Here is a 20,997-nt window from a genome sequence, read left to right as displayed (position 1 = left end):
TATGAAACACCTTGAATTCAGCCGCCATCGCCGTCTTCGCCAGACTGCGAATATGCGTGCACTCGTACGTGAAAACTATCTCCGAACTGAAGACCTGATTTACCCGCTCTTTGTCGTTGAAGGAGAGAATGTGAAAAAAGAAGTTTCTTCAATGCCGGGGGTCTACCAATTATCGCTTGATAACCTAAAGGAAGAAATGACCGAAGTAGATTCATTGGGCATTAAATCAGTACTGCTTTTCGGCGTTCCTGACGAAAAAGATGAAGTAGGCTGCCAGGCGTATCATGACCACGGTGTTTTGCAGGAGGCAATCAGGGTCATCAAAAAAGATTTTCCTGATATGGTTGTCATCGCCGACACATGCCTTTGTGAATATACAAGCCATGGCCATTGCGGCGTCATCGAGGATGGAAAGGTCCTGAACGATCCTTCCCTTGAGCTGCTTGGAAAAACAGCAGTCAGCCAGGCGAAAGCCGGAGCAGATATCATCGCGCCATCCAATATGATGGACGGTTTTGTTACAGCGATTCGTTTTGCTTTGGATGAAGCAGGATTCCAGGATGTGCCGATCATGTCTTATGCAGTCAAATATTCATCCGCATTTTACGGTCCATTCCGTGAAGCGGCAGAAAGCACACCGCAGTTCGGTGACCGCAAATCCTACCAGATGGATCCGGCAAACCGCATCGAAGCAATGCGCGAAGCTGAATCAGATGTCATGGAAGGCGCTGACTTCCTGATTGTGAAGCCGGGCATGCCTTACCTGGACATCGTCCGTGACGTGAAAAACAACTTCAACCTGCCAGTTGTCATCTATAATGTCAGCGGGGAGTATTCAATGGTCAAAGCAGCAGCACAAAACGGTTGGGTTGACGAAAAGAGCATCGTCATGGAAATGCTGACAGGAATGAAGCGCGCCGGATCGGACCTGATCATCACCTACCATGCGAAGGATGCAGCACGCTGGCTGAAGGAACAGTAATCAGCAGAACAACACTTAGTTGTTCCTGTAAAATAGAGGCAGCCAATCAAAAGAAATGAGGGATAATATGCGCTCATATAATAAATCGATTGAAGCATTCAAAGAAGCGAAGGAACTTTTGCCGGGCGGAGTGAACAGCCCTGTCCGCGCGTTCAAATCTGTCAACATGGATCCGATTTTCATGGAAAAAGGAAAAGGTTCAAAAATCTATGATATCGATGGCAATGAATATATCGATTATGTATTATCATGGGGACCACTCATCCTCGGCCACACAAATGACAGAGTCGTCGAAGGAATCAAGAAGATAGCTGAGCTTGGGACAAGCTTTGGCGCACCAACCGTTGTTGAGAACGAGCTTGCACAGCTTGTCATTGACCGCGTGCCATCGATTGAAATGGTCAGGATGGTATCATCAGGAACGGAAGCAACGATGAGTGCACTGCGCCTGGCGCGTGGTTATACAGGCCGGAACAAGATCCTGAAGTTTGAAGGCTGCTATCACGGCCATGGCGATTCATTGCTCATCAAGGCAGGCTCAGGGGTCGCAACACTTGGCTTGCCTGACAGCCCGGGTGTTCCTGAGGGCGTCGCCAAAAACACGATCACCGTACCTTACAACGATCTTGAGAGCGTCCGTTACGCATTCGAACAGTATGGTGATGACATCGCCGGCGTCATCGTTGAACCAGTTGCCGGAAATATGGGTGTCGTCCCGCCGGTTGAAGGTTTCCTCGAAGGCTTGCGTGAAATCACGACTCAGTATGGAACCGTCTTGATTTTCGATGAAGTCATGACAGGCTTCCGTGTTGGCTATAACTGTGCCCAGGGCTATTACAATGTAACGCCAGACCTGACATGCCTAGGAAAGGTAATCGGTGGAGGACTTCCTGTTGGAGCATACGGTGGAAAACGGGAAATCATGGAGCAAATCGCTCCGAGCGGACCGATTTACCAGGCGGGCACACTATCGGGGAACCCGCTGGCCATGACAGCCGGCCTCGAAACATTGAAGCAGCTGACTCCTGAATCCTATAAAGAATTCGAGCGCAAAGCTGATATTCTTGAATCAGGCCTGAAAGCCGCGGCAGAAAAATACGGAATCCCGCATACCATCAACCGCGCAGGCTCGATGATTGGCATCTTCTTCACCAACGAAAATGTCATCAACTACGAAGTGGCCAGGACATCGAATCTGGAATTCTTCGCAGCCTACTACCGTGAAATGGCAAACGAAGGAGTATTCCTGCCGCCATCACAATTCGAAGGCCTGTTCCTGTCAACAGCACACACAGACGAAGACCTGCAAAAAACAATCCAAGCAGCCGAAAAAGCATTTGCCAAGCTGCAGGATATGTAAATAAAATTGGACACTCTCAACTTATTGGGAGTGTCTATTTATTTGTCCGAGTGGTTCGGATAAAACTCCGAGTGAATTAATCGAAGTAGCTCCGGGTTCGGACAAAACTTGGATTCAAACCCGCAACTTTGTCTGGAGTAGGATCAAGTTCGGACAAAATCCCGAGTCAAATCCGTAACTTTGTCCGAAGTAGCTCCGAGTTCGGACAAAACTTTGGGACATTGCTACAACTTTGTCCGAAGTAGCTCCGGGTTCGGACAAAACTTAGAGGTAATCCCGGAACTTTGTCCGAAGTAGCATCNGGTTCGGACAAAACTCCGAGTCAAACCCNTAACTTTGTCTGAAGTAGCATCAAGTTCNGACAAAACTCCGAGTCAAACCCNTAACTTTGTCTGAAGTAGCATCAAGTTCGGACAAAACACNGAGTCAAATCCGNAACTTTNTCNGANGTAGCTCCAGGTTCGGACAAAACTTGGAGGTAATCCCGTAACTTTGTCCGAAGTAGCATCAGATCCGTATAAAACCCTGGCGCATTACCGCCCTCCACACAATAATCTTTATCAATCTCTCATTAACCCTTCTTCTCCTTTTTATGTTCTAAATTATCATAAAAGCAAATATAGACTCATAAAGTGTTAATGACATAGTGATTTTACGTTTAAGGAATGAAAGGAGGAGTCGCTTTGTCTCAGGGGAATCAATCGTGCCTGCGATTTTCACTAGAGGAGTCAGTGTGGTTTCAAAGAGGACAGGAAGTCGCGGAGCTTGTCTCGATTTCACTCGATCCGAATATAACGATCCAGGAAAATGAGCAGTATGTATCCATTCGCGGATCACTGGAGTTGACAGGGGAATATACATGCCATGAACAGCAGCAGGAGAATGATGGGGAGGAACAGCTATCGGCTCTTAAGTACGTCCATTCTGTCATGGAGAGGGATGAAGGAGTTTATGAATTCCTCCACCGTTTCCCGGTGGATATCACCATTCCGAAAAACAGGATAGAGAGTATCTACGACATCGATATCCAGGTGGAAGGTTTTGACTATGTTTTTCCGGAAAAGGAGCGTTTGAAGCTGAATGCCGACCTGGCGATTACCGGTCTGTACGGCGAGCAGCAGCATGATGCTGAGCAGGAAGCTGAAAATGAAGAAGCGGAGGAACTGGAAATCAGTTACCGTGAAGAAACTGCAGAAGTGGCGGATTCAGCCGCAGAGGCAGATCAGAGTGCAGGAGAAGCGGCAGAACTGGACTTCCCGGAACCTCCGGCATATTCTTTTGTTCAGCAAAATGAGACATTGAATCAAAAAGAAGAAGATTCTTATGAAGAAGAATTGTATGCGCCGTTCAGGGCAGAAGCGAAGAAAACAGCTGCAGCGGAAGAGGCATCACAACCAGCACCGCAGGCCCAAAGAGAACCGGAGCCGGAATTTGCTCTAGCTGATTTTAGAAGTGAGAAACAGCCGGCTGCCGAGGTCGAACAGGAAAGTGCAGAGGTCGAGATGGAGGCAGAAGAAGAGGCAGTGCCTGAAAGCATCCCTGCTAAAGTGGAAGAAGCCCCTGAAAGCTCATCTTCACCTTTACTGAAAAAGAAAAAGCCGAACATGAAAAAAGGCATTTCCATTGCTGAATTTTTAGCGAGGAAAGAAGAAGAATCGGAAGTTGCCAAAATTAGAGTATGTATCGTCCAACAGGGCGACTCGCTTCAATCGATTTCGGAACGCTACGATGTGCCGGTGCAACAGCTTTTAAGAGTGAACCATCTGAGCATCGACCATGAAGTACATGAAGGTCAGGTATTATATGTTCCCGGGGTGGCAATCCACCAATCATAATCTTTAAAATGGAGCAATGCCTTGTCCAAAAGGAAGCTGGTTGTCAGGGCTGGCTGGGCTGCTGGCTGGGCTGCTGGCTGGGATTGTGACAGCACTAAGTATGGGCAGGTGTGTTCTAGCACCTGCCCAACTCTATTCATGCATAGAAGTTCCAGAAAGTAGGCGAGTGATCCGATGGATGATCGCAATTTTTTAAAAGAAGAATCTGCTGTGTTGAAGCACTATCCAATCGAGCCCTATTTTGCGGAGGACTATGGGAAAATCAAGAAGGTCTATAGCAAATCAGGAACCTTTGCTTTGAAAAAAATCCATCCGTACGAAGGAACGGATTTTATCAAGCATATCCAGACTCTTTACCAAAAGGGCTATAACAGGATTGTTCCTGTCTACCCAGCAAATGACGGTCGATATGGGATTTTGCATAATAATTCCTTGTATTATTTAATGCCATGGATGCCCAATGCCATCAGGGAGGATCAATCTGAAAGGCATAAGCAGCTGTTCAGGGAGCTGGCGCGAATGCATACCCTGTCAGCCAAGGAGCTGGAAATCAGCCCGGAAGTTAAGCAAGAGCATTATGAGCAGACATTGAAGGAGTGGGAAAAAGAAGAGGAATTCGTCAAAGGTTTCCTTGAGAGCTGCGAAAACAGGGTGTATATGTCTCCATTTGAACTGACTTTCTGTCTGTATTACATCCAGATTCAGCAGGCCATGCAGTTTGCCAGACAAAAGCTGGAAGCATGGAGTGAAAAAACGAAGGAGAAAAAGAAAACGAGGACCGTGACGCTTCATGGCAAAGTCTCTCCTGATCATTTTTTGTTCGATGAACGGGGTTACGGCTATTTCATCAATTTCGAAAAGGCAAGAAGGGGTTCTCCTATCCAGGATTTGCTGCCGTTTTTGGCCAGGTCGTTAAAAACACAGCCGAAATACGGCGATGAAATCATTGACTGGATTTATGTATACCTGAAGCATTTTCCATTCCGGGACGATGAAATGCAATTATTCATGAGCTATCTTGCCTTCCCGTCAGGCATCATCCGTGTCGCGGAGACGTACCATCAGCGCAAGAAAGAAGTGGATGAGCGGAAATTTGTCCAGAAGCTCCAGCGCCAGTACTGGCTTTTGAGCAATACTGGTTATGTGGTAACCAAAATGGATGATCTCGAGAAGCAGAAGGAGCAGGCAAAACAAGAGGGAGCCCAGAGCTGAAAGCTGCTCTAAGGCTCCCTAAATCATTTCGAATTTGATTGCCAAAGCGATCAGAATGAAAATCGAAAGCAAGAAAACATCGAAGGTCGAAGGGAAGAAAAGGGTGCGGATTCCCTGGAATACACAAAAAGGAATGATCAGCTGTGCGCACACTGCCCTCGCCGTCCTCGCCCACCTTGGGAGTGTATATGGATTATACCTCTTTCTCTTCATTGCCATCCCTCCAAGCATGTAAGATATCCCTTTTTTATTCTATGTGGCATGGGCTCAAAATGTGCTGATTATTGGCACAGCATGAGCCAAGAAGTATAAAATAATAAAAAATAGGAAATGATGATTGACGTCAATCCTCTTTTTTAGGTAGTATAACTAATATACAAAAACCAAAAATAACGCAAAGCAGTGACAGGGAAGAGTACATGAGCAGCCAGCTTTAAGAGAGGAAGTCCAGCAGCTGGGAGGACTTCTAAGCAGGAACCATGGAAGGTCGCCCTTGAGCATCGCCTGGGAACGGAATCTTCTCAGTAACAGGCGACGGTGAAGAACCGTTATCCGTATTTGAGCCAGCAGCAGAACTGTTTTTACCGTTGCTGGGAAAAAAGGTGGTACCGCGAACATACTCCATTCGTCCTTTTATGGCGAATGGAGTTTTTTATTTTTCCAAAGAAAAGCATTGGAATGGAGGAAAAAATGATGGAAGAGAATTTGTCGATGCCGACCAAATATGATCCGTCTTCGATTGAGCAGGGGCGCTATGAATGGTGGGTCAAGGGAAAGTTTTTCGAAGCGAAAGATGATGAAACGAAGAAGCCTTATACAATCGTGATTCCGCCGCCGAACGTAACCGGTAAGCTGCATCTTGGCCATGCGTGGGACACAGCTCTGCAGGATATCCTGACACGCATGAAGCGGATGCAGGGCTACGATGTTCTATGGCTCCCGGGAATGGACCATGCCGGGATCGCCACACAGGCGAAGGTTGACGAGAAGCTTCGCAGCCAGGGCATCAACCGCTACGAACTGGGCCGAGAAAAGTTTTTAGAAGAAGCATGGAAATGGAAAGAAGAATATGCACAGCATATCCGCACACAGTGGTCTAAGCTTGGCCTTGGCCTTGATTATAGCCGCGAGCGTTTCACATTGGATGAAGGCCTTTCGAAGGCAGTTAAAGAAGTATTCGTTTCGTTATACCGCAAAGGCTTGATTTATCGCGGCGAATATATCATCAACTGGGATCCTGCTGCGAAAACAGCTTTATCTGATATCGAGGTTATCCATAAAGACGTTCAGGGCGCTTTCTATCATATGAGATATCCGCTAGCAGGTGGCAGCGGCCATATCGAAATCGCCACGACAAGACCGGAAACGATGCTTGGTGATACAGCGGTTGCTGTCCATCCGGAAGATGACCGCTACAAGCACTTAATCGGCAAGACAGTCATCCTGCCAATCGTTGGCCGTGAGATTCCGATTGTCGGTGATGATTATGTTGACATGGAATTCGGTTCTGGCGCAGTAAAAATCACGCCGGCACATGACCCTAACGACTTTGAGATCGGCAACCGTCATAACCTTGAAAGAGTCCTGGTCATGAACGAAGATGGCTCAATGAACGCGAAAGCAGGCAAGTATCAGGGCATGGACCGTTTCGAGTGCCGCAAGCAAATCGTCAAGGACCTTCAGGATGCTGGCGTATTGTTCAAGATTGAAGAGCACATGCACTCAGTAGGACACTCTGAGCGCAGCGGAGCAGTTGTCGAGCCATACCTGTCAACTCAGTGGTTTGTTAAAATGCAGCCGCTAGCTGATGAGGCCATCGCGCTTCAAAGCAAGGAAGAAAAGGTCAACTTTGTTCCTGAGCGCTTTGAAAACACGTATATGCGCTGGATGGAAAATATCCGCGACTGGTGTATTTCCCGTCAGCTATGGTGGGGCCATCGCATCCCGGCCTGGTACCATAAGGAAACAGGTGAGGTATATGTAGACCATGAGCCGCCTGCAGACCCTGAGAACTGGGAACAAGACAATGACGTTCTTGATACATGGTTCAGCTCAGCGCTATGGCCATTCTCGACAATGGGCTGGCCGAACGAGGAAGCAGCTGATTACAAGCGCTATTACCCGACAGCTGCACTAGTAACCGGATATGATATTATCTTCTTCTGGGTTTCAAGGATGATTTTCCAGGGACTTGAGTTCACTGAACAAAGACCATTCAAGGATGTATTGATCCACGGACTCGTTCGTGCCGAAGATGGCCGCAAGATGAGTAAGTCACTTGGCAACGGCGTTGATCCAATGGATGTCATCGACCAGTATGGCGCAGACTCACTCCGCTACTTCCTGACAACAGGAAGCTCACCGGGGCAGGATCTTCGTTACAGCACGGAAAAGGTTGAAGCGACATGGAACTTTGCCAATAAAATCTGGAACGCATCCCGTTTCGCGTTGATGAACATGAACGGCCTTAAATACGAGGAAATCGATCTAAGCGGTGAGAAATCCGTTGCGGATAAGTGGATTCTGACAAGGCTCAATGAAACAATCGAAACAGTGACAAGACTGTCAGACCGATATGAGTTCGGCGAAGTCGGCAGAGCGCTTTACAACTTCATCTGGGATGACTTTTGTGACTGGTATATTGAAATGGCGAAGCTCCCGCTTTACGGCGAAGACGAAGCTGCCAAGAAGACAACAAGGTCCATCCTTGCATACGTTCTAGACAACACGATGCGCCTGCTTCATCCATTCATGCCATTCATCACGGAAGAAATCTGGCAGAACCTTCCTCATCAAGGGGAGTCCATCACGGTTGCAAGCTGGCCGCAGGTTGATGCCGCTCTTACAGACCAGCAAGCTGCAGAAGATATGAAGCTGCTTGTTGAGGTCATCCGTTCGGTAAGGAATATCCGCTCTGAGGTGAACACACCGCTCAGCAAAAAGGTTGATATGTTCCTGAAAGCGAAGGATGAGAAGATATTGAGCATGCTTGAAAACAACCGCGGCTACATCGTCCGTTTCTGTAATCCAGAGAACCTGGAGATCGGGCTTGAAGTCAACGCTCCTGAAAAAGCGATGACAGCGGTCGCTACAGGACTCGAGATCATCATGCCGCTTGAAGGCCTGATCAATATCGACGAAGAAATCGCCCGTCTTCAGAAGGAAAAAGAGAAGCTCGATAAAGAAGTCGATCGTGTACAGAAAAAGCTTTCAAACGAAGGCTTCGTTAAGAAAGCTCCTGAAAAAGTCATTGAAGAAGAGCGTGCGAAGGAAAAAGATTACGTTGAAAAACGTGCAGCAGTCGAAGCTCGCATCAATGAATTAAGAAACTAATAAATGAAACTTTGAAGACGAACCATTTTGGTTCGTCTTCATCTTGAATTGAGGTGTTGTATATGTTTGAAACATATGAACAAGCAATTGACTGGATTCATGCAAGGCTGCGCCTGGGGATGAAACCAGGACTTTCAAGAATGGAATGGATGCTTGAGAAGCTAGAGCATCCTGAAAGAAGGATCAAGACCATCCATGTCGGCGGTACGAACGGTAAAGGCTCGACAGTCACCTTTCTGCGCAGCATCCTGCAGTCAGCTGGTTACAGGGTCGGCACGTTTACTTCGCCTTATTTTGAACAATTCAATGAGCGGATCAGCATTAACGGACAGCCGATTAGTGATGAGGAACTTGTTAAACTGACGAATGTGATCAAGCCGCTTGCAGACGAACTGGATCAAACGGAATTAGGCGGACCGACGGAATTCGAAGTGATCACCGCCATGTCAATCTGTTATTTTGCCAAGATGTCTCCCGTTGACGTTGCCATCTATGAAGTGGGACTCGGCGGACGTTTTGATTCGACCAATGTCATCCATCCTCTGCTGTCGATCATTACCAGCATTGGGCTGGACCATACAGCAATACTCGGTGATACATATGAACAAATCGCATTTGAAAAAGCGGGCATCATCAAGAATGGTGTGAGTGTCATGACGGGAGTGAAACAGCCGGAAGCGCTCGAAGTGATCAAGAAAAAAGCGATGGAAAGTAAATCACCTCTGTACGTGCTGGAAAAAGACTTTTCTACAAGTTCAAGGGAATCCTTGCAGCAAGGTGAGCAATTTTCCTTCTCCAGCATGTTCGGAAAGTACAAAAATCTGGAGACATCCATGATTGGTTCCCACCAGGTTGATAATGCGGCTTGTGCGGTAATGGCAACACAGGTCCTTGCCAACTATTACTCCTTCATGATTGAAGAATCGGATATCCGGGAGGGACTCATCCACGCTTACTGGCCGGGACGTCTTGAAGCCCTCAGTGCAGCTCCTTATGTCGTAATCGACGGTGCGCATAATGAAGAAGGTATAAATGCCCTCGCCAGTGAAATCAAATCGCGATATGCCGATAAAAAGATTACGATCTTATTTGCAGCGCTCAAAGACAAGAAATTCGACAAGATGATTGCAACCTTGGAAGAAGCAGCCGACCATCTGGTATTCACGACATTCGATTTTCCGCGTGCTGCCTCCGCAGAAGATCTGATGGAAGCTGGAAACAGTGATAAGCTTAGCGTTGCCAGTGATTATCATGACTTCCTCCGCCAGAAAATAACTGAGATAAAAGACCATGAAATTTTAATCGTGACAGGCTCTCTGTATTTTCTTTCAGAAGCAAAGCCGGTGATTTTGAACCTGTTGGAAAATAAATAAGAAAATTATGACATTCGACAAAAAGTTTGCTAAAATATTCTAATAGTGAGACTTTTTACCCAGTCGGAAGGAGGTGGATAGGTGAAGATAACGCCAATGTTCAAAAACTCTATTTGGTTTGCCTGGCTGCTGGTCGTTCCAGTGGGTATCTGGGTGATTTATCAAGTCTATCCACCGCCGGATGTAAGCGTATGGGAAGTCATTCCTTTCCTGATCCTGATGGCCGTAGTCGCTGCGATGCCGATGGTCGTCAACAATACGCCGATTTTCCTGATCCAATGGGTTTCGCTCGCAGTTTTTCTGATATATGGAATTTTTCTCGAAATGGTATTGATACAGATTTCGGTATTGATCCTCTTGATGAGGCTTCGTGTCCAAAAAACGGATTTATACAGGTTTCCATTAAACTCGTTAATGTTTTTTATTGTATCCCTTTTGAGCGGTCTTTTGTTTTATTCATTGGGAGGAAGCAATGGTGTAGATTTAGCAATGGAGCCATATACTTATGTCCTCGGAACTATATATGGCATCAGTAATTACGGGGTGAATACCCTGATCCTCCTGTTTTTGCAAGCTTTGATCTTAAAGCAGAAGGGACCATATTTCGGGAAAGACTTCATCTGGGAAACGGTCACGACGCTGATTACCTTCCCGATAGGGTTTGTGCTATACGAGCTGTATTTGAGTGATATGGGGCATTTTTCACTTCTGTTCGTTGGGATTCCGTTTGCAAGTCTGTCTATCATTCTCAGTCTCTATTATTCAAGCGATAAGGTGAACCAATTTTTACAGAATGCTGCGGAAATCGGTCATCAGCTGGCAGAAAGATTGAAGGCAGATGAAGTACTCGACCTGTTCGTCAAAAAGCTGATTGAGATGCTGCCGGTAGACTATGCTTACATATTGGATGTAGTGGAAGATAAGGAATTGAAATTGATCCATAAGGTTGAATTCGGGGAAGTGTTTGAACCGCTGGCAGCACGTCTGGGAAAAGGGAAAGGGATCAGCGGACTTGTATGGGATGGGAATGAGCCTGTAATCTTCCATTCCAAGAAAGAATGGAGCCATATAAACTCTGGCTACATCCCGCAAGGAGCTGAAAGCATCCTTGGCGTTCCCATTGCCCGGAACAACCAGGTAGTCGGTGTACTCATCCTCGCGGCAAAGAAAAAAAGAGCATTCGAAAAATCACAATTGATGATCGTCGACATCCTCTGCTCCCACTTCGCGATTGCCGTGGAAAATGCAAGACACCACGAAAAAACGAAGGAAAACAGCGAGCGATGCGCACTTACTGGATTGTATAATTACCGTTATTTCGAAAACATGCTGACCACCGAATTCGAAAAATTGCAATCAGGCCAAAGGGACCTTCTCTCCCTCATCCTGCTCGACATCGACCACTTCAAATCCGTCAACGATACATACGGGCACCAAAGCGGGAATGAGATATTAATAGAACTCGGCGAACGCCTCAGGAAAAAAATCGGCCATATCGGCACACTCGCACGTTACGGCGGAGAAGAATTCGTCATCCTTGTGCCAGATATGATGAAAGGCGATGCACTCAAACTCGCCGAACAAATCAGGCTGCTGATTGCCAATGAACCCTTCACCCTGCTCCAATCCATGGATCAAGAAGGTAAGCAGCTGCATGTCAGCATCACCGCCTCAATCGGCGTAGCCACCGCCCCGCAGGACGCCGATGACTCCCTGGCACTGATCAGGCATGCTGACCGTGCTTTATACGTTGGTGCGAAGCGTTCCGGACGGAACCGGGTGGCGGAATATGTGAAATGACAAAGGCTGATCCCGGGGGATCAGCCTTTTAGTATTGTACGTCGACACCTTGGTCTGGGTTGATGAACCATTCTTCGGCGAATGGTGCAGGACAGCTTGCATTGGTTCCGCTTGGAAAAGGTTTGTATAGTTTAAGTTTATTATTTTCTATATAGAATGTGTTGCCTCTGACACAAAATGAGTAGGAGTTTCCATTGAATTCAGGTTTGAATCTGAATATCGCATCACCATGTATTAATATATCAGCAGTACCAAAGAAGTTAATGGGACTATTAAAAAATGCATTTCCGTAAACCTCTAACAAACGTTGACCATGGATGTCAATAGACTTTACAAAATAGGTAGCAGATGGATAGGATATGTATTTATCTCCACCTTTTAAATCAATATAATTATTCTCAGTTATATAAAAGTCCTCTGGTTTTGGAACAGAATCTCCGGCTTTAAAATTCGTTTTTTTCTCTATGGTTATTCGGCCATTTAGTGTTTTGCTAGCTGCACTTGTTTTCCCTATACTATCAAATGTAATGATTACCTTATCATCTTGCACTTTTTTAAGGATCACATTGGTTATTCTATATGAATTAGAATCAATTGTATTTGAAATCGTGCTTTCTTGTGGTAATGATTGTTGAAGTTTGCTGTCAAAAGTACCCGATGGCCATTTTGTATTTTTCACGATTTTATTTAAAACTGTTTCGTAGTGTGCCACTCCCATTTCTGCTAGGTCAGTTGCTTTATTGATCTCATCCGTTTTATTAACCTGTTTTCTAGCTGAAAGTGCCATGCCACTCATAGAAAGCGCAAAAGTGAAAGTAATCGTTATGATGACTAAAACTAGTAAAAGGGCATATCCATTTTCATTTTTCATTAGAATTTCCCCCTAATACCTTTTAAGTATTGTTTCCACTTCATAAGTTTGTCCTTGTTTATTGAATAATTTCAGTTTTAGGGTTAAAGGCTGCTTTGTTATTATGGACATTTCTCCTTTGAATACAGAGGGTTGTGTAACTCCAGCCTCAATCACTACTTTGATGTCGCCCTCATTTAAAAGTTTGGAAGCGGGTGTTGATTCGCCAATAAATAATTTGTAATTGTCATTATCATAGTTAATAAAGTATTGGTCATTGTTTAAATGATAATTTTTGATTGTTGCCAGTATAATATTGGCATTTTGGGCAAGATTGTTTTTTTGGGATATTTGGTTATAGTTGCGGTTATAGCTAAAAAAAATGCTATATATGACCGCTGAAATGATAAATAGGATTGTAAGGGCTGCCAGTAATTCAACCAAGGTCAATCCGTTCTGGTTCTTCATAAATTCACCTTCTAATATATGTATAAGTTTTTGACGAACTGTCAGGATTGGATATGTCTGCAACACTTATTTTTACTAGGATTAAACTCTCTACATTCTTTTCAAATTTAGCCGATATAGCATACGTGGAAGGAATAGTTTGCCCTACAAGAATCTCTAGTTTATCTTTATTTAATTCACAAGGCAGAGAGGAACAGGTTGAAATTGACGATAAAGCACTTTTGGAAATGTTCAATTCAATTAAATTGACCAACTGCTGTGCAGTCTGTGATGTGGACAGTTTTTCTTCATTTTTTTTGACGAATAATGCTGATTGGCTGAAAAATCCTGCGAAAGAAGTCAGTACAATTGTCAGTATGACGATTGATAATAAAACTTCAAGCAATGTCAGGCCGTCTTGGTTATCCAACTTTTTACCCAATACACTTGACCTCCATCTTCTAAATCTCGTGAATCTATTATACAATAGGAAATAGGGAAATTTGTCATATGATGTTATGAAAATGTCAGTTTTTATATAAATGGTGAAACAATTTCATCTAAGGGAGCAGTGAAATGGAAAAACTGTTGTTTATCCTTATATCAACTCTGTTAACTGCAGTTATTATTTTTTTTCTTCCAATTGGTTTAACTAAAAAAGAGAAAATAGTTATTACGTTAACAGCTTCTTTAATAGGTATTATCGGACTTGTTGCAGCCACATCATTACTTTTATGGCAAGTAGTAGCAGTATTGATCCTGCTTGCAACAAGCAATGGCTATTTGCTGGCTAATCGGTTGAATAATCCAGAACAATCAAAGCTATTTTTTGAAGAAATACATATTGAAAATCAAGAGTTTACTGAAGAAATCTTCCAGTATGAAATGACCGCTGCAGAGCCAACAGAAGAGACAAACACTATACGGTCCACCATTAAAATGAATGATCTGACTGAAGATCAATTACCTATGTCGGAGGAGGATATTTCTTTTTTGGAAAATCCTGATCGTTTTGATGTCGGTCTGATGAACGATGAAGATGATCATATTAAACCCTTTACTGCAGGGAATGAATACTTGTCAGTTGCAGAAACTGAAACAGAAACAGAAAGAATATATTCTGGTTCGTAATGCTCAAAAAAAATCACCTCCAGGAGGATGTACCTAGTGAGAACCCGGCAAATAGTAAAATTTCCGCTGATTCTTTCTGTCTTTTCCATTTTTATATTTAGCTTTTCTTTCTTTGGTTCATCAGTAATAGGCACTGGCACCTCTGCCAATCAAGTATTCTCTGAAAATACATTTATTGGCGGCACTGATGTTTCGGATAAATCTAAAGATGACGCAACAAAGAAATTACATGAACACATAAATAACTGGATGTCTGAGGCTAAGATTAATTTGGTTTATAAAGGCCAAATCTATCCTATAGAAAGCTCCAGCTTTTCTTTTTTTATAGAGGAATCGGTTGATTCTGCTATTAGTGGAACAGAGAACGAATTACAGGTTAAATGGAAAGAGGGGGCGTTTAATAATCTTGCACTTCCAACTTCCGTAAAATCAAAACTTGATGCTGAAGAACTGAATATGAAATTAGAAGCTGCAGTGCAAAAACTGAATCCGTTAATTGAGATGAAGCTTGAAGAGTTTCTTCCCGCTGAAGAGCATGTCATTATTTCAACAGCTTCAATCAAATTATCAAATGCTGAAGAACAAGAGGTCAAAGGTATTATTGAGGGCTTTAACCAGATTGAAGTGTCACCCGAATCTATGTTTTCACTTATTGCTTATGCAGAAGATACAAAACAAGCAGAGGGGTCAGCTAAAGGCATGAATCTTATTGCTTCAGCTTTATATAAATCCATTCTGCCAACTAACATCGCAATATCGGAACGGCATATAAGCAGTGTGCTGCCAGAAAATATCGAACTTGGTTATGAGGCAAAATTGGATTTTACAAGAAACTTGGATTTGAAGTTTTATAATCCTAATGAATCTGCTATTAAGATCACTTTCTTAGTAAAAGGGCAGGAGCTTTATGTAACAGTTAGTGGAACACCACAAATATATGAGTACAAGGTCACAGCATCAGGTAAGCAGGAGGTGAAACCAAGAGTCATAAAACAATATTCTCCTCTCTTGACGCAGGGGCAAAAGTCAGTTGAAAAAGAAGGGCAATCAGGTCTTCTAATCCGGATGAACAGAGAAATTTATGGCGAAAAGGGAAATCTCTTGAAAAGTGAGTTCATTTCCGAGGATTTTTATCCTCCCGTCCACAGGGTAGAAGTCCTGCCAATTGCCCCGCATGAAGTTCAGCTTAGCACCGACCAGGTTAGTGGAAGTCCTATTAAAGAAACTGTAGTCGGACCAGGGACTGATAATCCTGAGCAAACGGGAGAGAAGCCTTCTTCACAAGAAAATAATAGCGGAGGGCAGCAGTCTGAGTCTGATCAGGAACAAAATATGAATAATGATCAAAATAAAGATGAGGATGGCCTTTGGGGTAAACCAAATGAGGAACCCAAATAACCATTGGGACAGGGAGTGAAGGGATGAGACAAACTCGTAAGAGGCTGGGTGATTTGCTAGTTGAAACAGAATTGGTCACTTCCGAGCAGCTGCGGGAGGCTTTGGCGAATAAAGCCGAGGGACAGAAGCTAGGTGATGCATTGTTACAACAAGGACTGATCACAGAGCAGCAGTTGATTGAAGTACTGGAATTCCAGCTTGGCATTCCTCATATCAGTTTGTACAGGTATCCTTTTGATACAAAATTGTTTACTCTTATACCAAAAGAAATGGCAAAACGGAAATTGGTCATTCCGCTGAAAAAAGAGGGAGACAAACTTTTTGTTGCCATGGCTGACCCAATGGACTTTTTTACAGTCGATGACCTTAGGCTCTCAACAGGGTTCCATGTTGAAACGGCAATTGCCACAAAGGATGATATCCTGCGGGCGATCAATAAGTACTATGACAGCAATGAAGGCTTTGAAGACCTTTTGGAAATGAATGCTCCAATTGAAAACATCAAGGAAGAAATACAAAATGAATCCGACTCGCCAATCATCCGGCTTGTGAACCAGCTGCTGTCAAATGCCTCAACAAGCAAAGCGAGCGATATTCATATTGATCCACAGGAGACGAAAGTGATCGTCCGCTATCGTATTGATGGAATTCTGAGGATAGAAAGAATTCTTCCAAAGCATATGCAAAATGTTTTGATAGCGAGAATTAAAATCATGGCCAATCTTGATATTACAGAAAATCGTGTTCCTCAGGATGGGCGGATTAAAGTAAATGTTGATTTCCATCCGGTTGATTTGAGGGTTTCTACCCTACCCACTGTTTTTGGAGAAAAGGTTGTCATGAGGATCCTTGATATGGGAAGCACCTTAAATGATTTAGAAAAACTTGGTTTTAATAAGCTTAATCTGATGCGCTTTAAGGATATGATCAGCAGACCGAATGGAATAGTGTTGATTACTGGGCCTACTGGTTCTGGAAAGTCTTCGACAATGTATGCGGCGCTCAATAAGTTGAACAGTGAAGAAGTAAATATCATAACTGTTGAAGATCCCGTTGAATATCAACTGGAGGGTATCAACCAAATACAGGTCAATACGAATGTTGGCATGACCTTTGCCGCAGGGTTGAGATCCATTCTCCGCCAGGATCCGGACATCATCATGGTTGGGGAAATTCGTGACAGGGAGACTGTCGAAGTAGCGGTCAGAGCTTCCTTGACCGGCCATTTGGTGCTGAGCACAATTCATACGAATGATGCCCTTAGTTCCATCACAAGAATGATTGATATGGGAGTAGAACCGTTCCTGGTGGCTTCTTCGTTAAGCGGGATTGTTGCCCAGAGACTTGTAAGGAGAGTCTGCAGGGATTGTGCGGAGGCCCACGAGCCAACCAAACGTGAAATTGATATATTCTCAAAAAGAGGCATACAGATTGATCGGGTTTGGAAAGGAAGAGGCTGTTCCTCTTGCAATATGACAGGCTACCGGGGCAGGATTGCGATTCATGAGGTATTGCAGATAGATGGGAATTTACGAAAAGCAATCATGAATGAGGAGCCTGTCAATATCCTTCGGGATATAGCGGTCGGAAACAAGACAATCTTCTTGATAGACGATGGCTTATTTAAGGTCAAACAGGGTCTTACAACTACCGAAGAGGTTTTAAGAGTGGCAATAACAGAGTAGACGGGGAGTACGAATGAAAGAAAAAATCGATTATTTGCTTAGATCAGGTTTTGAATTAAGAGCTTCCGACATTCATATTACGGTCGGCATTCCACCGGTCATGAGGATAAACGGTGATTTAAAAAAGTATGGAACGGAAATAACTTTGCCTGAAGATACAGAAGGTATGGCAAAAGCAATCATACCTCAAAAGTTATGGGATCAGTTCAAGTCGAAGGGCGAACTGGATTTTTCCTATGGCATACCTGGTATCTCTAGATTCAGGGTTAATGCTTACCACCAGCGGGGCTGTGTGTCACTTGCTGCCCGTGTCGTGCCGACGAGAATTCCTACTCTTGAGGAACTAGAACTTCCAACAATCCTGAAAAAAATTGCCGAAAAGCCTCAAGGACTTGTACTTGTCACTGGGCCGACGGGGAGCGGGAAATCTACTACACTTGCTGCAATGATCCAGTATATTAACCAGCAAATGCGGAGGCATATCGTCACGCTTGAGGATCCTATTGAATATCTGCATAAACATGGTAATAGTATTATCGACCAACGGGAGGTCGGATTTGATACGAATAATTTCGCAAACGGACTGCGTGCAGCGCTCAGGCAGGACCCGGATGTCATCCTCGTCGGGGAGATGAGGGATCTTGATACTATCCAAACTGCGATTACAGCAGCTGAAACGGGGCATCTCGTGCTCGGGACTCTGCATACATCAAGTGCACCTGCAACAATCAACCGAATCATCGATGTTTTTCCATCAGGCCAGCAATCGCAAATTCGCATTCAGCTCGCTTCAGTACTGGTTTCGGTCATTTCTCAACGCCTTCTGCCTACGGTAGATAAAAAGAGCCGTAGAGGAGCGACTGAAATCCTTATAAACAATTCAGCAGTGGCTAACCTGATCAGGAATGAAAAAATCCATCAGATTATCAGTATCATGCAAACTTCAAAGTCATATGGCATGCATACACTTGAGATGAGCCTTAAAGAATTGGTTCAGCAAGGTATTATTTCAAAAGAGGCAGCTGAACCATATTTACAGGAGAAGTTGGTGTAAAAATGGCACGATTCAAATACACTGGACGGGATCGCACGAAGAAAAGATCAGGTACAATCACGGCGAGTTCCAAACGAGAGGCTTTGTCAAAATTGCGAGAAGAAGGGATCCGCACGACAGAAATATTCGAGGTCCCAGAGACGTTTTTGACCAAGGAAATCTCTATAGGGAATCCTGTGAAACTTCAGCATCTGGTCATTTACCTGCGTCAGTTTGCCACCCTGCTGAAAGCGGGCGTATCGGTGGTCGAGTCAACGAATATCTTGGCAAGTCAAACAGACAGCAAGGCGTTGAGAAAAGCTCTGCTCGATATTGAAGCGGAACTCAGAGAGGGTACACAGCTATCCCAGGCTTCTGCTAAGCATGACAAAATCTTTTCCTCTATGTATATCAACATGATTAAAGCTGGAGAAGCAGGCGGAAACATGGATGAAACACTGGAACGCCTAGCCGACCATTATGAAAAGCAGCATACCACCCGTCAAAAAGTAGTCGCGGCGATGACTTATCCAGCCGTGATCGGTTTGATTGCAATAGGAGTAGTCATCTTCCTGCTAGTTTCAGTCGTTCCAACCTTTGTCGGGATGTTCGAGGACTTCGGCGGAGAGCTACCGGGAATCACAAAATTCGTGCTCGGCGCAAGCGAATTCATGCAAGGATTTTGGTGGCTCATTCTTCTGTTTTTCATAATCCTTACTACCTCAATTGTTAGTGCAAGGAAAAATAAGAAATCAAAATATTATCTGGATTACGCCATGTTAAGGATGCCGATTTTCGGAAAGTTGATGCAAAAAGCGGTGATTGCCCGGATGACAAGAACATTGAGCTCGTTGTTTACAAGTTCAGTTCCCATCCTCCAAGCACTCTCAATCGTTGAAAATGTAGTAGAGAATGAGGTCATATCGAGGGTGGTTCGCCAATCGCGTGACTCTTTGGAAGTCGGCCAGTCTATGACAGGACCAATGAAACAACACTGGGCTTTTCCCCCTCTTGTCACTCAGATGATTTCAATCGGTGAAGAAACAGGTTCGCTTGACGGCATGCTAGGAAAAGTTGCTGACTTTTATGAAAAAGAAGTAGAAACAAGCACAGATCAGCTCAAATCATTGATCGAACCAATCATGATTGTCATACTTGCAGGACTAGTCGGAACGATCGTCACATCCATCATGATCCCAATGTTCGACATCTTTAATCATGTGAATTAAAAAGTAACAAAAACAGACAAAAACCACACACTTACTTATATGAAAATACCAATCTATCCCTTATAATATTGATAGATACGTAATTCATTTGTCATAGGAAAATACTACTAAAGAGGAGAGGTAAACATGTTAAAAGCTTTTAAGAAAAAAATGAAGGATCAGAGAGGTTTGACGCTGGTAGAGCTTCTTGCTGTTATTGTTATTTTGGGGATTATTGCTGCTATCGCGGTGCCTAGTATAGGGAATGTCATCGAAAAATCTAAAGCGGATGCAATAAAAGCAGAGGCATTGCAAATTCTAGATGGAGCAAGGTTATATTCTATAGAGACTCCTATTACTGAAACGGGAATAGATCAGGCTAAACTTGAACCTAAGTATCTGGATAGTACAGATAATTTCGAAAATTATACAGTTAAATATGTAGGTAATGAGCTGTTATTCAGTGGTACAAGTAAAGATGGTTCAGTAATTCTTACCTTTAAAGATGCCTCAAAAGATGACATCAATAAAGATTCTCGTAGTGGAAGCAGAACTATCCCAGCTCCAAAAGAATAAAATATATGTTGACTTTTCTTATGTTTTTTTACGGCCTCATCCTAGGCTCCTTCTACAACGTAGTAGCCCTGAGGGTCCCGGAAGGAAAATCAATTGTTGCGCCGCGCTCGTCTTGTCCCAATTGTGGACACCAGCTCACGGCGTTAGAGTTAATACCTGTTCTGTCATATGTTTTTCAAATGGGGAAATGCCGCCGGTGCAAGGTCGGCATTTCTCCTGTTTATCCCTTATTTGAGCTTTTGACGGGTGTGCTTTTTGCTAGTGCATTCTATTTAATAGGCTGGGAATTTGAACTTGTTATTGCCATTTTGCTTATTTCGTTATTTATTATTATTACTGTTTCAGATCTTGCTTATATGATTATTCCTGACAAAGTACTGCTCGGCTTTACAGTACTTTTTGTTGGTGTGAGAATCTATCAACCTCTTACGCCCTGGTGGGATTCTATTATTGGTGCAGCAGCGGGATTTTTCCTTCTTCTGTTGATTGCTTTTGCCAGTAAAGGAGGCATGGGCGGCGGTGACATCAAGCTTTTCGCGCTGATTGGCTTTGCTGTCGGCATTAAGACTATGTTTCTATCCTTCTTTTTCTCCACTTTTTTTGGGGCTTTTTTTGGCATCATCGGACTGATGACGGGTCTTGTCAAAAGGAAACAACCGATACCATTCGGACCCTTTATTGCCATTGGTACACTGGTGGCTTACTTTTTTGGAGAGAAAATGATTGACTGGTACTTAAATCTATTACTAACTGTGTTTTGATAAGGAGTTTTCA

At 43.9% G+C, this 20,997-nt stretch carries 19 protein-coding genes and 1 other annotated feature; of the genes, 14 read left to right on the top strand and 5 right to left on the bottom strand.

Features of this window, described 5'->3' with window-relative positions:
- The first annotated feature begins 1 nt into the window (after position 1).
- From hemB to spoVID, 3 genes are all read left to right on the top strand, one after another.
- Positions 2–982, top strand: coding sequence for a porphobilinogen synthase (gene hemB / locus ACNAZ4_RS13635; protein WP_415815086.1), 981 nt, complete (start codon positions 2–4; stop codon positions 980–982).
- A gap of 67 nt (positions 983–1,049) precedes the next feature.
- Positions 1,050–2,342, top strand: coding sequence for a glutamate-1-semialdehyde 2,1-aminomutase (gene hemL / locus ACNAZ4_RS13630; RefSeq protein WP_415815085.1), 1,293 nt, complete (start codon positions 1,050–1,052; stop codon positions 2,340–2,342).
- 665 nt (positions 2,343–3,007) lie between these two features.
- Positions 3,008–4,177: a stage VI sporulation protein D gene (spoVID, locus tag ACNAZ4_RS13625; protein ID WP_415815084.1), complete on the top strand. Its 1,170-nt coding sequence runs from the start codon at positions 3,008–3,010 to the stop codon at positions 4,175–4,177.
- On the opposite strand, the gene ACNAZ4_RS13620 is transcribed toward spoVID, so the two are convergent.
- Positions 4,135–4,317 (bottom strand): hypothetical protein, encoded by a 183-nt coding sequence (locus ACNAZ4_RS13620; protein ID WP_415815083.1) that lies wholly within the window; start codon positions 4,315–4,317, stop codon positions 4,135–4,137. The genes spoVID and ACNAZ4_RS13620 overlap by 43 nt on opposite strands.
- Before the next feature lie 34 nt (positions 4,318–4,351).
- Here ACNAZ4_RS13620 and ysxE point away from each other — a divergent pair, with 34 nt between their 5' ends.
- Positions 4,352–5,389: a spore coat protein YsxE gene (gene ysxE / locus ACNAZ4_RS13615; protein ID WP_415815082.1), complete on the top strand. Its 1,038-nt coding sequence runs from the start codon at positions 4,352–4,354 to the stop codon at positions 5,387–5,389.
- Positions 5,390–5,407: 18 nt separating this feature from the next.
- Here ysxE and ACNAZ4_RS13610 read toward each other — a convergent pair whose 3' ends face one another.
- The gene (locus ACNAZ4_RS13610; protein WP_415815081.1) at positions 5,408–5,602 is read right to left on the bottom strand and encodes a hypothetical protein; all 195 of its coding nucleotides are present in this window, start codon (positions 5,600–5,602) and stop codon (positions 5,408–5,410) included.
- Positions 5,603–5,782: 180 nt separating this feature from the next.
- Positions 5,783–6,025 (top strand) — a binding site (T-box leader).
- Between the two features lie 54 nt (positions 6,026–6,079).
- Between ACNAZ4_RS13610 and ACNAZ4_RS13605 the strand changes: the two genes are divergently transcribed.
- From ACNAZ4_RS13605 to ACNAZ4_RS13595, 3 genes are all read left to right on the top strand, one after another.
- Entirely contained in the window at positions 6,080–8,722 is a 2,643-nt protein-coding gene (locus ACNAZ4_RS13605) for a valine--tRNA ligase (protein ID WP_415815080.1), read from the top strand.
- Positions 8,723–8,784: 62 nt separating this feature from the next.
- Positions 8,785–10,095 carry a bifunctional folylpolyglutamate synthase/dihydrofolate synthase gene (locus ACNAZ4_RS13600; RefSeq protein WP_415815079.1) on the top strand — a complete coding sequence of 437 codons (1,311 nt, stop codon included), beginning with the start codon at positions 8,785–8,787 and terminating at the stop codon, positions 10,093–10,095.
- Between the two features lie 81 nt (positions 10,096–10,176).
- Positions 10,177–11,895, top strand: coding sequence for a sensor domain-containing diguanylate cyclase (locus ACNAZ4_RS13595; protein WP_415815078.1), 1,719 nt, complete (start codon positions 10,177–10,179; stop codon positions 11,893–11,895).
- A gap of 28 nt (positions 11,896–11,923) precedes the next feature.
- Here ACNAZ4_RS13595 and ACNAZ4_RS13590 read toward each other — a convergent pair whose 3' ends face one another.
- From ACNAZ4_RS13590 to ACNAZ4_RS13580, 3 genes are read right to left on the bottom strand one after another with little or no spacing between them, the layout of a single operon-like run.
- Positions 11,924–12,766, bottom strand: coding sequence for a hypothetical protein (locus ACNAZ4_RS13590; protein WP_415815077.1), 843 nt, complete (start codon positions 12,764–12,766; stop codon positions 11,924–11,926).
- Positions 12,767–12,778: 12 nt separating this feature from the next.
- Positions 12,779–13,213 (bottom strand): PilW family protein, encoded by a 435-nt coding sequence (locus tag ACNAZ4_RS13585; RefSeq protein ID WP_415815076.1) that lies wholly within the window; start codon positions 13,211–13,213, stop codon positions 12,779–12,781.
- 4 nt (positions 13,214–13,217) lie between these two features.
- Complete coding sequence (locus ACNAZ4_RS13580; RefSeq protein ID WP_415815075.1) at positions 13,218–13,634, bottom strand: type IV pilus modification PilV family protein; 417 nt, start codon at positions 13,632–13,634, stop codon at positions 13,218–13,220.
- Between the two features lie 134 nt (positions 13,635–13,768).
- Here ACNAZ4_RS13580 and ACNAZ4_RS13575 point away from each other — a divergent pair, with 134 nt between their 5' ends.
- The 7 genes from ACNAZ4_RS13575 to ACNAZ4_RS13545 all read left to right on the top strand — a co-directional run bounded on the left by ACNAZ4_RS13575 (position 13,769) and on the right by ACNAZ4_RS13545 (position 20,984).
- Positions 13,769–14,323 (top strand): hypothetical protein, encoded by a 555-nt coding sequence (locus ACNAZ4_RS13575; RefSeq protein WP_415815074.1) that lies wholly within the window; start codon positions 13,769–13,771, stop codon positions 14,321–14,323.
- Between the two features lie 36 nt (positions 14,324–14,359).
- A complete protein-coding gene (locus ACNAZ4_RS13570) occupies positions 14,360–15,721 on the top strand; it encodes a VanW family protein (protein WP_415815073.1) in 1,362 nt (453 codons plus the stop codon).
- Between the two features lie 23 nt (positions 15,722–15,744).
- On the top strand, positions 15,745–17,406 hold the full coding sequence (locus tag ACNAZ4_RS13565) for a GspE/PulE family protein (protein WP_415815072.1): 1,662 nt from the start codon (positions 15,745–15,747) through the stop codon (positions 17,404–17,406).
- A 13-nt stretch (positions 17,407–17,419) separates the two neighbouring features.
- Positions 17,420–18,460 (top strand): type IV pilus twitching motility protein PilT, encoded by a 1,041-nt coding sequence (locus ACNAZ4_RS13560; RefSeq protein WP_415815071.1) that lies wholly within the window; start codon positions 17,420–17,422, stop codon positions 18,458–18,460.
- Between the two features lie 2 nt (positions 18,461–18,462).
- On the top strand, positions 18,463–19,668 hold the full coding sequence (locus ACNAZ4_RS13555) for a type II secretion system F family protein (RefSeq protein WP_415815070.1): 1,206 nt from the start codon (positions 18,463–18,465) through the stop codon (positions 19,666–19,668).
- A 126-nt stretch (positions 19,669–19,794) separates the two neighbouring features.
- Positions 19,795–20,223 (top strand): type II secretion system protein, encoded by a 429-nt coding sequence (locus ACNAZ4_RS13550; RefSeq protein ID WP_415815069.1) that lies wholly within the window; start codon positions 19,795–19,797, stop codon positions 20,221–20,223.
- Between the two features lie 5 nt (positions 20,224–20,228).
- Positions 20,229–20,984 carry a prepilin peptidase gene (locus ACNAZ4_RS13545; RefSeq protein ID WP_415815068.1) on the top strand — a complete coding sequence of 252 codons (756 nt, stop codon included), beginning with the start codon at positions 20,229–20,231 and terminating at the stop codon, positions 20,982–20,984.
- Positions 20,985–20,997: the final 13 nt, after the last annotated feature.

Source organism: Mesobacillus thioparans (assembly GCF_965138835.1).
GTDB lineage: Bacteria > Bacillota > Bacilli > Bacillales > Cytobacillaceae > Mesobacillus > Mesobacillus thioparans.
Note: the sequence above shows the minus strand (reverse complement) of the source record. Positions and strands in the feature narration are given on the sequence as shown.

Bases quoted from the DNA above. Each gene is read 5' to 3' on its own strand.
- hemB (WP_415815086.1), top strand. From the start codon at position 2: ATGAAACACCTTGAATTCAGCCGCCATCGCCGTCTTCGCCAGACTGCG.
- hemL (WP_415815085.1), top strand. From the start codon at position 1,050: ATGCGCTCATATAATAAATCGATTGAAGCATTCAAAGAAGCGAAGGAA.
- spoVID (WP_415815084.1), top strand. From the start codon at position 3,008: ATGAAAGGAGGAGTCGCTTTGTCTCAGGGGAATCAATCGTGCCTGCGA.
- ACNAZ4_RS13620 (WP_415815083.1), bottom strand. From the start codon at position 4,317: ATGAATAGAGTTGGGCAGGTGCTAGAACACACCTGCCCATACTTAGTG.
- ysxE (WP_415815082.1), top strand. From the start codon at position 4,352: ATGGATGATCGCAATTTTTTAAAAGAAGAATCTGCTGTGTTGAAGCAC.
- ACNAZ4_RS13610 (WP_415815081.1), bottom strand. From the start codon at position 5,602: ATGAAGAGAAAGAGGTATAATCCATATACACTCCCAAGGTGGGCGAGG.
- ACNAZ4_RS13605 (WP_415815080.1), top strand. From the start codon at position 6,080: ATGATGGAAGAGAATTTGTCGATGCCGACCAAATATGATCCGTCTTCG.
- ACNAZ4_RS13600 (WP_415815079.1), top strand. From the start codon at position 8,785: ATGTTTGAAACATATGAACAAGCAATTGACTGGATTCATGCAAGGCTG.
- ACNAZ4_RS13590 (WP_415815077.1), bottom strand. From the start codon at position 12,766: ATGAAAAATGAAAATGGATATGCCCTTTTACTAGTTTTAGTCATCATA.
- ACNAZ4_RS13585 (WP_415815076.1), bottom strand. From the start codon at position 13,213: ATGAAGAACCAGAACGGATTGACCTTGGTTGAATTACTGGCAGCCCTT.
- ACNAZ4_RS13575 (WP_415815074.1), top strand. From the start codon at position 13,769: ATGGAAAAACTGTTGTTTATCCTTATATCAACTCTGTTAACTGCAGTT.
- ACNAZ4_RS13565 (WP_415815072.1), top strand. From the start codon at position 15,745: ATGAGACAAACTCGTAAGAGGCTGGGTGATTTGCTAGTTGAAACAGAA.
- ACNAZ4_RS13560 (WP_415815071.1), top strand. From the start codon at position 17,420: ATGAAAGAAAAAATCGATTATTTGCTTAGATCAGGTTTTGAATTAAGA.
- ACNAZ4_RS13555 (WP_415815070.1), top strand. From the start codon at position 18,463: ATGGCACGATTCAAATACACTGGACGGGATCGCACGAAGAAAAGATCA.
- ACNAZ4_RS13550 (WP_415815069.1), top strand. From the start codon at position 19,795: ATGTTAAAAGCTTTTAAGAAAAAAATGAAGGATCAGAGAGGTTTGACG.
- ACNAZ4_RS13545 (WP_415815068.1), top strand. From the start codon at position 20,229: ATGTTGACTTTTCTTATGTTTTTTTACGGCCTCATCCTAGGCTCCTTC.